This is a genomic window from Tateyamaria algicola (assembly GCF_047715485.1).
Classification (GTDB): domain Bacteria; phylum Pseudomonadota; class Alphaproteobacteria; order Rhodobacterales; family Rhodobacteraceae; genus Tateyamaria.
Genome location: NZ_CP180422.1, coordinates 3,746,531 through 3,760,692, shown reverse-complemented (window position 1 = coordinate 3,760,692; position 14,162 = coordinate 3,746,531). Strand labels below are relative to the sequence as shown.

Below are 14,162 nucleotides of genomic sequence, written 5' to 3'. Positions count from 1 at the left end.
ACAGGCGTTTTTTTCCTTTCCCCTTGGTGGATTGCCTGTCAAAACGCGCTTCATGACTTCTGCGACCCTTTCCATCGATCTTGGCGCGCTGGTGCGCAACTGGCAGGCGCTGGACGCCAAATCAGAGGGCGAGACCGGCGCCGTGGTCAAGGCCAACGGCTACGGGCTGGGGGCTCCTGTCGTGGGCCGGGCGCTGGCCCGTGCAGGGGCGCGCAGTTTCTTTGTGGCCACCGCCGAAGAGGGCGTCACCCTGCGCGCCGCCGTGGGTCAAGGCCCCGAGATTTACGTCTTTTCCGGTCACATGGCGAATGACACCAAAGCCGTGCGCGAGGCGGGCCTTGTCCCTCTTTTGAACTCGGTTGATCAGATGCTGCGCCATGTGGAGGCGCTGCCTGGTGCGCCCTTCGGCATCCAGCTGGATACCGGGATGAACCGACTGGGGATGGAGCCGGGCGAATGGTCCGCAGTGCGCGACATCGCCATCGCCCAGCGCCCGCAGCTGATCATGTCGCACCTCGCCTGCGCGGATGAGCCTGACCATCTGATGAACGCCCACCAGCTGGCCGAGTTTCGCGCCATGACCGATGGGCTGGATGTGCCCCTGTCCCTCGCTGCGACGGGCGGCACCCTGCTGGGCCCCGAATATCACTTTGACATGACGCGCCCGGGTGTGGGCCTTTATGGCGGTCTGCCCTTTGTCGATGCGGTGCCTGTGGTCACCCTCGATCTGCCGGTGATCCAGGTGCGCGATGTGGCCAAGGGCGAAACCGTGGGCTACGGCAATGCCTGGACTGCGCCGCGCGATGCGCGCATCGCCACCGTGTCGGGCGGTTACGCGGACGGGTTGATCCGGGCGATGGGTCCAAAGGCGACCTTGTTCGCGGGCGACGTGCCCTGCCCCGTGGTGGGCCGCGTGTCGATGGACCTGATCACGGCGGATGTCACAGAGGTGGAGCGTGACCCGGGCTATCTGCAACTGATGGGCCGGCACCAGTCGGTGGACAGTGTGGCCGAGGCCGCAGGCACGATCGGCTACGAAATCCTGACCTCGCTGGGTCTGCGCTATCAGCGGTCTTACGTCGAATGAGGGTTCTGGCCGCCATCGGGCGCACCTTTCTCGCCATCCTTGCGGCCATCGGGCGGGTCAGCCTGTTCGGCTGGTCGACCCTGACCCACACAATCCGCCCGCCGTTTTATCCGCGCGAGTTTGGTATTGCCCTGCTGCATGTGGGCTGGCTGTCGCTGCCGGTGGTGGGTCTGACGGCGATCTTCACCGGCGGCGCGCTGGCCTTGCAGATCTATGCAGGTGGCGCACGCTTCAACGCCGAGGCCGTGGTGCCCCAGATCGTGGCCATCGGCATGGTGCGCGAGCTTGGGCCCGTGCTTGTGGGCCTGATGATCGCCGCCCGCGTCACCTCGTCCATCGCGGCCGAGGTCGCCACGATGAAAGTGACCGAGCAGATCGATGCGCTCGTCACCCTCTCGACCCACCCGATGAAGTACCTGACCGCCCCGCGCGTGCTGGCCGCCACGCTGGTGGTGCCGCTGCTGGTGGGGGTGGGTGATGTCATCGGCATCTTCGGCGGCTATGCGGTTGCCACGGGCACGCTGGGCTTCAATGCGGCGGCCTATATTCAGAACACGGTCGACTTCCTCGAATTGCGCGACATCACCTCCAGCCTCGCCAAGGGGGCGGTCTTCGGCTTTATCGCCGCCCTCATGGGGTGCTATTTCGGCATGAACTCAGGGCGCGGTGCCCAGGGCGTGGGGCGCGCCACCAAAAGCTCGGTCGAGGCCGCAGCCGTGCTGATCCTGGCGGCAAACTTCGTACTCACGGGAGTGTTCTTCTCCGTATGACATACCGCTCCTCCCTTTCATTGTTCTCCAAATATGCCCGCCGGAGGCACCTGCGCGGCACCACGGGCACTGCGCCATGATCACACTCGACAACGTTCACAAGGCCTTTGGCGACAACCAGGTGCTGCGCGGCGTCGATCTGCACGTAGATCGTGGCACGTCGATGGTCATCATCGGCGGCTCGGGCACGGGCAAGTCGATCACGATCAAGACGATCCTCGGCCTCGTCACCCCGGATCAGGGCACCATCACGGTGGACGGCCAGGACGTCACCCAGACAGGCGACCGCGACGCCTTCCTTGCGCGCTTTGGCATGCTGTTCCAGGGCGGAGCGCTGTTTGACTCTCTGCCCGTCTGGCAGAATGTGGCCTTCCGCCTGCTGCGCGGCAGCCTTGCCAAACCGGCCGAAGAGGCGCGCGAGATCGCCATCGACAAGCTGCGCCGCGTCGGCCTCAAACCGGATGTGGCCGATCGTTTTCCCGCCGAACTCTCGGGCGGCATGCAGAAACGGGTGGGCCTTGCCCGCGCCATCGCGGCCGAGCCCGAGATCATTTTCTTCGACGAACCCACCACCGGGCTCGATCCGATCATGGCCGGGGTCATCAACGACCTGATCCGCGAAATCGTGACCGAGATGGGGGCAACCACCATGACAATCACCCACGACATGACCTCGGTGCGCACCATCGCCGATCACGTCGCCATGTTGCACGGGGGCAAGATCCGCTGGACCGGTCCCGTCGCCGACATGGACGGCGCCCATGACCCTTATGTCGACCAGTTCATTCACGGCCGCGCCACCGGCCCCATCGAAGCCGTCAGATAAAGGGTCGGCGGGTGGGCGCCTTTGGCCCCTTAAAGGGCCAAACAGAGCCACCCGCCGACAATCCCCATGCACCGTTGGATCAATCTCGCCCTGCTCGTCCTCTTTCCGCTTTCGTGGTTTGCCCCGCTGATGCGCGCCGGGCTCCTGCCGCTGTTCAACCTCAAGGAAATCTCGGTCCTCACCGGCCTGCAATCGCTCTGGGGCTCGGACATCTTTCTCGCCCTCGTCGTCACGGTCTTTGCCCTCTTTGCCCCCTACGTCAAGACCATCGGCCTCGCGCTGATCCACTGGAACCTGCTTAGCCCGCGCCTCACCCCTGCCCTCGCCCTCCTGGGCAAGCTGGCGATGGCAGATATTTTCCTCATCGCGCTCTACATCACGCTGGCCAAAGGCATCGGCGTGGGCCGGCTCGAAGTCGCCTGGGGCCTCTACCTCTTTACCGCCTGCATCCTCGCCTCGATCTGGGTCAGCGTGCAGACGGAAAGAAACCCGCCAGAATGGCAGGATTGATCCGGATCTGGAAACAATCGCGCAGGTTGTTGCGTCACAACCCGGTTCTTTTGGCTGTATATTCCGCATCTTACAGGTATTATGGCGCAGGTATTTTGTCTTCTGGGGGGAAGGCTGTTGCAGTATTTTGTCTACGCGGCGCAGGTTTTTGCCGCCACCATGCGCTACCTGGCGTTCATCTTGTTCGCCGGTCTCGGTCTCATGCTGGTCGTCGCGACTGGCATGGCGCTGGTTGGTGTCTGGCCCTGGATCGATCTACCGGTCATGTGGAACGACGCGCATTTGGCACAGGCCGGGATGTATGCGCAGATCGCCTTGACCGTCTTTGCCATCACCTTGTGCTTTTTCCTGCCCACAAACGCCCGCATCCTGCAGCTTGAAAACTCGCACCGTGCCTTCAGCGTGGGCGTGAACGACATCACCCGCGCCTATCACGCGGCCCATCACGCGGACCGCGACGGCACCTTTGCGCTGGGGGACGCGTTTGAAAGCACGCGCGAGCGGCTCGCCTATCTGCGCGACCATCCCGATCTCGGCATGCTCGAACCCGAACTGCTGGAGCTGGCGGCCAAGATGTCCCATATCAGCCGCGACCTGGCCCAGGCCTATTCCGACGACAAGGTCGAACGCGCCCGCGCCTTCCTGCAGCAACGCCAGTTCGAGATCGAGCAGTTCAACGACCGGCTTGAGCAGGCCAAGGCCATCCACGGCGAATTCTCCACCTGGATCGCCCGCCTTGACGTGGAGGAAAACGTGGCCCGCGCCCATCTGGAACGGCTGCTGGACGAGATGGAGCGGCTGTTGCCCGAGCTGAACCAGCCTGCAATTCCGGCCAAGGTCACCCAACTGCCGATGCGTGTGGAATAGCGCCAGACCGGGGCCAGAATAGGGGTTGCCCGATCCCGTCGCCGCTGGCAGTGAGGGCCCATGGCGAAATCCAGCGCGACCTATTCCTGTTCGGCCTGCGGGTCCTCCTTTACCAAATGGTCCGGGCGCTGCGATGGCTGTGGTGAGTGGAATACGATCACCGAAGATACGGGCCTGTCCACCGGCCCCGGCGCCAAGGCCCTTGGGGCCAAACGCGGCACCGGCATCACCCTCACCGATCTGCGCGCCGAAGAAACACCGCCCCCCGCACCCACAGCCGCATGGCCGAGCTGGACCGCGTGCTGGGCGGGGGCCTCGTGCCTGCCTCGGCCATCCTCGTGGGCGGCGATCCGGGCATCGGCAAATCCACCCTGCTCTTGCAGGCGGCCGCCCATTTCGCCAAATCGGGGCTGAAAACCATCTATGTCAGCGGGGAAGAGGCCAGCGCACAGGTGCGCATGCGCGCCCAGCGCCTTGGCCTTGCCGATGCACCCGTACAATTGGCCGCCGACACAAACCTGCGCAACATCCTGACGACGCTGGAATCCGAGGCCCCTGGCCTTGCCATCATCGATTCGATCCAGACCATGTGGCTCGATACTGTCGACAGCGCGCCCGGCTCGGTCAGCCAGGTCCGCGCCGCCGCGCATGAGCTGACCACTTTTGCCAAGCGCAAGGGCATCAGCGTCGTGCTGGTGGGCCACGTCACCAAGGAAGGCCAGATTGCGGGCCCCCGCGTCGTCGAACACATGGTCGACACCGTGCTCTATTTCGAGGGCGAGCGCGGCCACCAGTTCCGCATCCTGCGCGCGGTCAAGAACCGCTTTGGCCCCGCCGACGAAATCGGCGTCTTTGAAATGACCGGCGCGGGGCTGGCCGAGGTCACCAACCCCTCTGCCCTGTTCCTGTCCGAGCGTGGCGATCCCTCGCCCGGTTCGGTCGTTTTTGCCGGGATCGAGGGCACGCGTCCCGTGTTGTGCGAATTGCAGGCGCTGGTCGCCCCCTCGCCCCATTCCCAGGCACGGCGCACTGTCGTGGGCTGGGATGGCGGCAGGCTGGCCATGATCCTCGCCGTGCTCGAGGCGCGCTGCGGCATCCCGTTTGCGGGCCTCGACGTCTACCTGAACGTCGCAGGCGGCATGAAGATCAACGAACCCGCCGCCGATCTGGCCGTGGCCGCCGCGTTGTTAAGTGCACGCGAAGATAGTGCGCTGCCCGCAGATACGGTGGTTTTCGGGGAAATCAGCCTGTCCGGCGCCCTTCGACCGGCACCGCAGACCGAAAACAGGTTGAAAGAAGCACAAAAACTTGGTTTCACCTCGGCCATCGCGCCAAAGGGTGGCAAAGCCCAGGGCACGACCGGCATCACGCTCAACTGTATGAGCGACCTGACCGGTTTTGTGGGCGAGGTATTCGGCGCAGGCTAGCGTCGCAGGGGCAGAGATAAAGGGGCAGGACCATGGAAGGGTTCACCATCATTGACGGCGTTGTCGCCGTGGTCATCATCCTCTCGGCCCTGTTGGCCTATGGGCGTGGGTTCGTGCGCGAAGCCATGGCGATTGCGGGCTGGATTGCAGCCGCGATCCTTGCCTTTCTGTTCGCGCCGCGGGTCGAACCGCTGGTGCGCGAAATTCCGGTGGTGGGCGACTTCCTCGCGGACAGTTGCGAATTGAGCATCATCGGGGCCTTCGCCCTCGTATTTGCCGTGGCGCTGATTGTCGTGTCGCTCTTTACCCCGCTGTTTTCGTCGCTGGTCCAACGCTCCGCCCTTGGCGGGCTCGATCAGGGGCTTGGCTTCCTCTTTGGTGTGGCGCGGGGCGTCTTGCTCGTCGCCATCGCCTTTTTTGTCTATGACACCGTGATCACGGGCCAGGAATTCACCATCGTGGACGAAAGCCGCTCGGCTGCCGTGTTTGGCCGCTTTACCGGCCAGATCGAGGAGCAGAACCCCGAAGAGGCCCTCGGCTGGATCACCCAGCAATACGAAAGCCTCGTGGGCGCCTGCGCCGAGTAATGCGGCCTTGAGCCATACGCCCCTGCCCGTTAGCCTTTGACGGGGGGCGTCATGGTCTGGATTGTCGAAGATATCTCAACTCTTGCACTGATCTTTGTGGGCACATGTGTGGCCACGCTGATCTTTGCCATGCTGCTGTCGCCTAAGGACAATTGGCGCGTGCTGCTGGGCCTGATTGCGGGCCTTGCGATGCTGGGCTGCATTTCGGGCTATCTGGGCGGGCTCAGCCGGACGGCAGCAGTGGGCGAGATCATTCCAGCCGCCCTGGCCCTTGCCGGAGGTGCGGCGGCCTATCTGTTTGGCGCGGATCGCAGCAAGGGGCTGATCGCGTCGATCTGTGCGCTGGCGTTGGGGCTGTCCCTGTTCCTCGGCTTTGTCACCTCGACGGTCAAGCGCGGCAAGGTCGAGGCGTTTCAGGCGCATCTGACCTTTTGCCGCGACGTGCTGCGCGACGGGGACATCATGGCCGATACCGAAGCCTTTGTGCGCGTCATCAGCCTGCACGGCGAAAGCTGCGCGGGCGTGATCGCCGCCGATCTCGCCGTTGCGCGCAACCTGCCGCCCGATGCCGAAGCCCCGGATGACTTCGGTTATCTGGTTAATGCCATGAACGGGCTTTTGGCCCGCGCGGGCGTCGAACCGGGCCAGTAAATCCACCCCGCGTGAGACGCGACTCAAGGCCGATGGGCCCCAACGTGATTACCCAACGGTTAATCGTGTGGCCCAGCGGCGGAGAGTGCGCGCCCCCGACCCACCACTAAACACTGTGGCGAAACAGCGCCCGCCTTTGGCCCCGGTTGTGACGAAAAAGCGGCAGATTCGTGGTGCGTCATGGGCCGCAGATCAAAACAGACACAACGCAACCGGAGGACCCGACATGTTCCTGAACCACGACGCCGCATTTACCACGTTCACCCCTGCTGTTTCGCCCGCATTGTCCGACCATATGGCGACGCTCTGTGCCGGAACCCGGGTCGAGACACCCAACGGCTGGGCCACTGTCGATCAGTTGAGCGCCGGGGACGCGGTCGCCACACTTGATGGCGGGTTTGCCACGCTCACGGCCATCAGCCACCCCCGACGCACAAGCCCGCTGGTCCACGTGCCGGGCGGCGCCTTGTCCAACTGTTCGGATATCGCGCTTCCTGCCGACACCCGGATCGCGCTGACCCCGCCTGCCCGCTGGTGCGAGGCCCCGGTTGTCTCTGCCCCGCTCAAGGCGCTGAGCGGCTGGCGCGGCATCCGACCCACCCTGTTTGCAGGCCCCGACCTCGCCACGCTCCACTTTGCGGACGAAGAGATGATCTATGCCCAATCCGGCCTGCTGATCCACGCCCATGCAAGCGCCGCGCCCACCTTCTTTCGCACACTCGGCTACGGCGACACCCGAGCCCTTCTTGCCCTGATCGAGGGCAAGATGGTCCGCCCCGACACGGTCGCTGCGTAAAGGGTGCAAGAAATGTGATCCTTTCGTGACAGGGGGGCCGGGCTTGCTACACCGCGCCTGACCCCTTGAAACGGATTCGGAGCTGCCCCTTGTCCGACCTTGACGCCGACGCGCTGATGCCCCCCGCCCATCCCTTTGATGATGATAAACTCAAGGAAGAGTGCGGCATATTCGGCGTTCTGGGCACATTGGACGCAGCCAATTTCGTGGCCCTCGGCCTGCACGCCCTGCAACATCGCGGGCAGGAGGCGGGCGGCATCGTTGCTTACGATCCCGACCACGGCTTCAACTCGGCCCGCCGCTTTGGCTATGTGCGCGACAACTTTACCTCGCAAAAGGTGATGGAAACCCTGCCCGGATCGCTGTCGATCGGGCACGTGCGTTATTCCACGGCTGGGTCCAAAGGGCAGACCGCAATCCGCGACGTGCAACCCTTCTTTGGCGAGTTTGCCATGGGAGGTGCGGCGATTGCCCATAACGGCAACATCACCAATGCCGATGCGCTGCGGCGCGAGTTGATCGAGCGCGGCTCGATCTTCCAGTCCTCGTCCGACAGCGAATGCATCATCCACCTGATGGCCAGGTCCCTGCAACGCAACATCCCCGAGCGGATGGAAGACGCGCTGCGCCGGGTCGAGGGCGCGTTCTCGGTCGTGGCGATGACCCGCACCAAGCTGATCGGCGTGCGCGACGCACTTGGTGTGCGCCCACTGGTGCTGGGTAAGCTCGACACCGGCTATGTGCTGAGTTCGGAGACCTGCGCGCTCGACATCATCGGGGCCGAGTTCGTGCGCGAGATCGAGCCGGGCGAGATGGTCGTAATCACCGACAAGGGCATCGAAAGTCACCATCCCTTCCGCCCGCAAAAGCCGCGCTTCTGCATCTTTGAACATGTCTATTTCAGCCGGCCCGACAGTATCCTCGGCGGCCGCTCGGTCTATGAAACGCGCGAGAACATCGGGCGCGAACTGGCCAAGGAGGCCCCGGTCGAGGCGGATCTTGTCTGCCCCGTACCCGACAGCGGCACCCCGGCGGCCATCGGCTATTCGCTGGAATCGGGCATTCCCTATGCCATGGGCATCATTCGCAACCAGTATATGGGCCGCACCTTTATCGAGCCGACGGAAAGCATCCGCAACATGGGTGTGCGTTTGAAGCTGAACGTGAACCGCGCCCTGATCAAGGGCAAGCGGGTGATCCTTGTGGACGACTCGGTTGTGCGCGGCACCACCTCGCGCAAGATCAAGGAGATGATCCTGGATGCCGGCGCGAAAGAGGTGCATTTCCGCATCGCCTCGCCCCCCACCGCCTGGCCCTGTTTCTACGGGGTGGATACGCCGCAGCGGGAAAAGCTGCTGGCGGCCACCATGTCCGAAGAAGAGATGACCGAGCATCTGGGCGTGGACAGCCTCAAATTCATCTCGCTCGACGGTCTCTATCGCGCGGTGGGCGAGACGCAGGGACGCGATGCGTCCCAGCCGCAATACTGCGATGCCTGTTTCTCGGGCGAATACCCGGTCGAACCCGCCGACATGATCGAAAAAGGGTTCGAGATGAAGGCGGCGGAGTAATCCCGCTGCCGTCAGAAAGTGGCAGCATGACCTGTCACGCAGATGGGCATGAATACGATGTCCGTTGATATTCTGAACCAGATCGACCGCTGGCCCGAAGACGCCCAGCAGCACCTGCTGGCGGTGCGGACCCTTTTTCACGAGGTCGCGCAGGACGCCGATATCGGCCCACTCGACGAATCCCTGAAATGGGGCCAGCCTGCCTGGCGACCGCGCAGGGCGCGCACCGGCACCACCTTGCGGCTCAACTGGTCGCCCGATGCGCCGGATCGTCTGTCGGCTTATGTGGATTGCAAGACGGATCTGGCCAGCCAGATGTCCACGCGCTTTCCCGGGCAGTTTGGCAACGATGGGCGGCGAGCCTTGTCCTTTGATCTTGACCAGCCCCTGCCCGAGGACGCGATCCGCCAACTGGCCCACCTCACCTTCACCTATCACCGCGCCAAACGCGGCGCCTGAGCGCCAGTTTGCCCACTGCCCAAACGTCAATGGGCGGACCTTTGCGCAGGGGAATTTCGCGCATTTTTCCCCCTGACTGGCCGTGATAGCGCGCGCTTTCGAGCACAGCATCAGAGGCATCATGTCCGACACCACCAACGCCACCACCGCACAAGCCGCCACGCAGGTTGGCGCGCTGCCCTTGCGCAAACTGCACCTGATCGGGGTGATGGGCACGCCCGAGGCGCGGCGCGCCCTGCTGCGCACATCCGCCGGGCAGGTCCGCCAGGTGCGCGTCGGCGACACGCTGCGCCAGGGCACCGTGACAGCCATTTCCGACAGTGCGGTCTACCTGCACACCAGTGCGGGCCAGCGGGTGCTTGCCATGCCGGACCTTCCGGGCGTACGGGCGGCTGCTTGACGATGCAGGCCCAAGCAGGCATCACGCGGGCATGACCAAAACTGCGCTTATCACCGGTGCCTCGCGCGGCCTTGGCGCGGCCATCGCCCGCCACCTCGCCCCGACGCATCACATCATCGCCGTGGCCAAGACCACCGGCGCGTTGGAAGAGCTGGACGACCAGATCACAGCCCGGGGCGGCGCCGCGACGCTGGCACCGATGGACATCACCAATGATGCCGCCATGCAGGCGCTGTGTCGTGGGGTCTTCGAACGCTGGGGCACGCTGGATCTGTGGGCACATGCCGCCGTACATGCCGCCCCGCTGGCCCCGGCATCCATGATCGACAACAAGGATATGGCCAAGTCCGTGGCCGGGAATGTCACCGCCACATCGACGCTGATCACCTACCTCGCCCCGCTTTTGGGTACTGAGGGTACTGCAATTTTCTTTGATGATCCGCAGGCCGGTGTGCCGTTTTACGGCAGCTACGGCGCCACCAAGGCGGCACAGATCGCGCTGGCGCGCAGCTGGCAAGCCGAAACGGCCAAGACCGGGCCGCGCGTCCACATCGCCACGCCCCAGCCGATGCCAACGGCCACCCGCGCGCGCTTTCATCCGGGCGAAGACCGTGCGCCCCTCGCCGACCCGATGACAGAGGCCGCGCGTATCCTGGCCGACCTCAAAGGTTGAAATCGCGGGCCAGCCATGGCCCACTGCGCCCATGCTGCGCCATCTGACCCGTTTTGACCGGCCCAAGCCCGCAACCCGAACAGGGCCGTTGCAGGCCGTTTATGATGCCGCCGCTGCGGGTTGGCAGGACGGGATTTCGAAACTCGGCTTTGACACGGCGTATCGCCACCTCATGCAGCAGGTGCCGCCCCCGCAAAAGGCGCCGCAGGTTTTGGACGTGGGCACCGGAACAGGCGCATTCGCAGGTGCCTGGATCGATGCGCATGGTGTCCCCAATCGCCTGACGCTGACGGATATCTCGCCCGCCATGCTCGAGGCTGCCAGCAAACGCCTCGCACCCTCCCGGACAATCACCGCCCGTTTAGGCACAGCGCTGGATATCCCGGCGCAAGACGTGGTGCTCTGCGCCCATGTGATCGAACATCTCGATGACCCGCAAGCCGCGCTCGACTGGCTGCACGACCAACTTGTGCCCGGCGGCACGCTGGTCATGGCCATCTCCAAACCGCACTGGTGCACGGCGCTGGTGCGGTGGCGCTGGGGCAATGCCGCCTACACACCGGACCACGCCCAGGAGATGCTGGCACGGGCCGGTTTCACCCATATCGCGGCGCACCCCTTCACCAGTGGCCCACCCTCGCGGGTCTCGCATGGCTATGTCGCACAGCGCCCGTAACCCGTGCGCAACGGTCCCCTTCTCTGTTCCAAAAAATCCCCGCCGGAGGCTCCCCCGGTTGCCCAAGCGCATCCGCCCCCATAGTAAGGACCAAAAGGGCGGCACATGCGCATTCTCATCACAAATGACGACGGTATCTCGGCCCCCGGGCTACACGTGCTGGACCGGATCGCCCATGACCTTGCCGGACCCGAGGGCGAGGTCTGGACCGTCGCCCCCGCCTTCGAACAATCGGGCGTGGGCCACTGCATCAGCTATGCCCGCCCCTTCATGATCCAGGAAATCGCCCCACGCCGTTTTGCGGTCGAGGGCAGCCCGGCCGATTGCGTGCTGGCCGGACTGCACCAGGTGCTGGATGCCCCCCCCGATCTGATCCTGTCGGGTGTGAACCGCGGCAACAATTCGGCTGAAAACGCGCTGTACTCGGGCACGCTGGGCGCCGCGATCGAAGGCGCGTTGCAGGGCATCCTGTCGATCGCGCTGTCGCAGTATTACGGGCCCGCCAACCGCGACCTCGATGACCCGTTCGAGGCGTCTGCTGCACATGGCAAGGCAGTGATCGAGCGGATCATCGCCGCGACGCCCGCCAACCAACCCGGCTATCAGCTGTTTTACAACGTCAACGTGCCCCCGGTGGCGGCGGGTGACGTCAAGGGCACGGCGCTTGTTCCCCAGGGCCTGCGCCCCGGCACCGGCTTTCACACGCAGGCGACGACCTCGCCCACCGGGCGCGACTATCTCTGGATCAAGGGCGGCGATCAGCAGGTCCAGACCGCCGCGGGCACCGATGCCGCCGTCAATCTGGATGGCTATATCTCGGTCACGCCGATGCGCGCGGACCTCACGGCGCACGACATGCTCGACACACTCAAGGCCATTGCCACATGAGCCCGGAGCGCAGCGATGATGATGACGACCTCGCCACCCGCAAGATGCAGTTCCTTTATGCGCTGCGTTCCAAGGGGGTGACGGACAAGCGGGTGCTGCAAGCGATGGAAGAGATCGACCGCGGCCCCTTTGTGCGCGGGTTGTTTTCGATGCGCGCCTACGAGGACATGCCGCTGCCCATCGCCTGCGGCCAGACGATCAGCCAACCCTCGGTCGTGGGGCTGATGACGCAGGCGCTCAACATCACGGCGCGCGACAAGGTGCTCGAAATCGGCACAGGCTCGGGCTATCAGGCGGCGATCCTGGCCAAGCTGGCGCGCCGGGTCTACACCATCGACCGCCACCGCCGATTGGTGCGCGAGGCGCGTGCCATCTTTGAAGAACTGGACCTGCACACGATCACCGCGATCACGGGCGATGGCAGCTTTGGCCTGCCCGATCAGGCGCCTTTCGACAAGATCATCGTGACGGCCGCCGCCGAAGACCCGCCGGGGCCATTGATGGCGCAGCTGAAGGTCGGGGGGATCATGGTGTTGCCCGTGGGCCAGTCGGATGCGGTGCAAAGCCTCATTCGTGTGCACAAGACCGCCACGGGCCTCGAATATGACGAATTGCGCGATGTGCGCTTTGTCCCCTTGCTCGAGGGCTTGGGCAAAGAGTGAAACTGGTGTAAAAGCCCAGTCACCGGTGTATCGAATATACGCCGGAAACCGGCAACGCCCCCGCTTACGAGGGGTCCGGCAGAGGACGATGCAGATGATCCTGAAATTCCCCGCACGGCGTGGGCCGTTGATGATTGCAACCTGTGGCCTGCTGGTGCTGGCCGCCTGTGACGAGCCGCTGGATTTCGACCTGCGCGGCCTAGAAGGCGGTTTCAACACCCGCGAGGCTGCGCGCAACGCCACGGTCGAGCGCCCGGAGGCCGATGATCGCGGCATCATTTCCTATCCAAACTACCAGGTGGCCGTTGCCCAGCGCGGCGATACGCTGGGGGATGTAGCCACGCGTGTGGGCTTGCCCGCCGAGGAATTGGGCCGTTTCAACGGAATCGAGCCGGACGTGCCTCTGCGCGCAGGCGAGGTTATCGCCCTGCCCCGCCGCGTCGCTGAACCCTCGCCCGCGACGGGCGCTGTCGGCACCGGCCCGATCCAGCCATCGGGCGTGGATGTCACAACGCTGGCCGGATCGGCCATCGAGCGCGCGGCCCCGACCACACCGGCCGCGCCCGCCACCACGACCACGCCACTTCCCCAGACCGGGCAAGAGCCGATCCGCCACCGGGTCGAACGGGGTGAAACCGCCTTTACCATCGCGCGTCTCTACCAGGTGCCTGCCAAGTCGCTGGCCGAATGGAACGGTCTGGGCGCGGATTTCGCCGTGCGCGAAGGGCAGTACCTGCTGATCCCCGTGGCGCGCGTCGCAGCGCCTGCGCCCGCAACCGAAACCACGCCCGCGCCCGGCACAGGCTCTCCGACCCCGCTGCCCCCCAGCGCGACCAAGCCCCTGCCCGAGGATGACACCGCCACGCTGCCCCCCGGCTCGCCCGAGCCTGACAAGCCGACTGCGGATGTGGGCGAACCAACCGCAGCCCCTGCAAGCAGTGCCGACATGGCCTTTCCTGTGCAGGGCAGCATCATCCGCCCCTATTCGAAGGGGCGCAACGAAGGCATCGACATCAAGGCCGCCCCCGGCGCGCCGGTCAAGGCTGCCACGGGCGGCACCGTCGCCGCCATCACCAAGAGCGCGGACGGCGTGCCGATCATCGTGATCCGCCACCCCAACAACCTGCTGACGGTCTATGCCAATGTCGATCAGGTGCAGGTGTCCAAGGATGACACGGTACGGCGCGGCCAGACCATCGCCCGCCTGCGCGACAGCGACGACACCGCCTATGTTCATTTCGAAGTGCGCGACGGGTTCGACAGCGTCGATCCCAACCCCTACCTCGAATAAGGCAGACCCATGGCAACTGTG

Annotated in this window: 16 protein-coding genes and 1 pseudogene; all 17 read left to right on the top strand. The window is 64.8% G+C overall.

Annotated elements, in window-relative coordinates; translation table 11 throughout:
- The first annotated feature begins 52 nt into the window (after nucleotides 1–52).
- Nucleotides 53–1,087 carry an alanine racemase gene (gene alr / locus ACMHLQ_RS21055; RefSeq protein ID WP_415402629.1) on the top strand — a complete coding sequence of 345 codons (1,035 nt, stop codon included), beginning with the start codon at nucleotides 53–55 and terminating at the stop codon, nucleotides 1,085–1,087.
- Nucleotides 1,084–1,857, top strand: a complete 774-nt coding sequence (locus tag ACMHLQ_RS21050; protein ID WP_415402628.1) for an MlaE family ABC transporter permease — start codon at nucleotides 1,084–1,086, stop codon at nucleotides 1,855–1,857. Before alr ends, ACMHLQ_RS21050 begins: the two co-directional genes overlap by 4 nt.
- A gap of 76 nt (nucleotides 1,858–1,933) precedes the next feature.
- Nucleotides 1,934–2,683, top strand: a complete 750-nt coding sequence (locus ACMHLQ_RS21045; RefSeq protein ID WP_415402627.1) for an ABC transporter ATP-binding protein — start codon at nucleotides 1,934–1,936, stop codon at nucleotides 2,681–2,683.
- Between the two features lie 66 nt (nucleotides 2,684–2,749).
- A complete protein-coding gene (locus tag ACMHLQ_RS21040) occupies nucleotides 2,750–3,193 on the top strand; it encodes a paraquat-inducible protein A (protein WP_415402626.1) in 444 nt (147 codons plus the stop codon).
- A gap of 117 nt (nucleotides 3,194–3,310) precedes the next feature.
- Nucleotides 3,311–4,060 (top strand): DNA repair protein, encoded by a 750-nt coding sequence (locus tag ACMHLQ_RS21035; protein WP_415402625.1) that lies wholly within the window; start codon nucleotides 3,311–3,313, stop codon nucleotides 4,058–4,060.
- A gap of 60 nt (nucleotides 4,061–4,120) precedes the next feature.
- Nucleotides 4,121–5,487 (top strand): annotated as a pseudogene (gene radA, locus ACMHLQ_RS21030) (DNA repair protein RadA).
- 32 nt (nucleotides 5,488–5,519) lie between these two features.
- Nucleotides 5,520–6,074: a CvpA family protein gene (locus ACMHLQ_RS21025; RefSeq protein WP_415402624.1), complete on the top strand. Its 555-nt coding sequence runs from the start codon at nucleotides 5,520–5,522 to the stop codon at nucleotides 6,072–6,074.
- A gap of 51 nt (nucleotides 6,075–6,125) precedes the next feature.
- Complete coding sequence (locus ACMHLQ_RS21020) at nucleotides 6,126–6,725, top strand: hypothetical protein (protein ID WP_415402623.1); 600 nt, start codon at nucleotides 6,126–6,128, stop codon at nucleotides 6,723–6,725.
- Between the two features lie 226 nt (nucleotides 6,726–6,951).
- Nucleotides 6,952–7,521, top strand: a complete 570-nt coding sequence (locus ACMHLQ_RS21015) for a Hint domain-containing protein (protein WP_415402622.1) — start codon at nucleotides 6,952–6,954, stop codon at nucleotides 7,519–7,521.
- Nucleotides 7,522–7,637: 116 nt separating this feature from the next.
- Nucleotides 7,638–9,092, top strand: coding sequence for an amidophosphoribosyltransferase (purF, locus tag ACMHLQ_RS21010; RefSeq protein WP_415405325.1), 1,455 nt, complete (start codon nucleotides 7,638–7,640; stop codon nucleotides 9,090–9,092).
- A gap of 57 nt (nucleotides 9,093–9,149) precedes the next feature.
- Nucleotides 9,150–9,551, top strand: coding sequence for a DUF1801 domain-containing protein (locus tag ACMHLQ_RS21005; RefSeq protein WP_415402621.1), 402 nt, complete (start codon nucleotides 9,150–9,152; stop codon nucleotides 9,549–9,551).
- A 121-nt stretch (nucleotides 9,552–9,672) separates the two neighbouring features.
- Nucleotides 9,673–9,951: a pilus assembly protein PilP gene (locus tag ACMHLQ_RS21000; protein WP_415402620.1), complete on the top strand. Its 279-nt coding sequence runs from the start codon at nucleotides 9,673–9,675 to the stop codon at nucleotides 9,949–9,951.
- Nucleotides 9,952–9,982: 31 nt separating this feature from the next.
- Nucleotides 9,983–10,624, top strand: a complete 642-nt coding sequence (locus ACMHLQ_RS20995; protein WP_415402619.1) for an SDR family NAD(P)-dependent oxidoreductase — start codon at nucleotides 9,983–9,985, stop codon at nucleotides 10,622–10,624.
- 31 nt (nucleotides 10,625–10,655) lie between these two features.
- Entirely contained in the window at nucleotides 10,656–11,300 is a 645-nt protein-coding gene (locus tag ACMHLQ_RS20990; RefSeq protein ID WP_415402618.1) for a class I SAM-dependent methyltransferase, read from the top strand.
- Nucleotides 11,301–11,405: 105 nt separating this feature from the next.
- The gene (surE, locus tag ACMHLQ_RS20985; RefSeq protein WP_415402617.1) at nucleotides 11,406–12,188 is read left to right on the top strand and encodes a 5'/3'-nucleotidase SurE; all 783 of its coding nucleotides are present in this window, start codon (nucleotides 11,406–11,408) and stop codon (nucleotides 12,186–12,188) included.
- On the top strand, nucleotides 12,185–12,850 hold the full coding sequence (locus tag ACMHLQ_RS20980; protein ID WP_415402616.1) for a protein-L-isoaspartate(D-aspartate) O-methyltransferase: 666 nt from the start codon (nucleotides 12,185–12,187) through the stop codon (nucleotides 12,848–12,850). Before surE ends, ACMHLQ_RS20980 begins: the two co-directional genes overlap by 4 nt.
- A 94-nt stretch (nucleotides 12,851–12,944) precedes the next feature.
- Nucleotides 12,945–14,141: a peptidoglycan DD-metalloendopeptidase family protein gene (locus tag ACMHLQ_RS20975; RefSeq protein WP_415402615.1), complete on the top strand. Its 1,197-nt coding sequence runs from the start codon at nucleotides 12,945–12,947 to the stop codon at nucleotides 14,139–14,141.
- The last annotated feature ends 21 nt before the right edge of the window (nucleotides 14,142–14,162 follow it).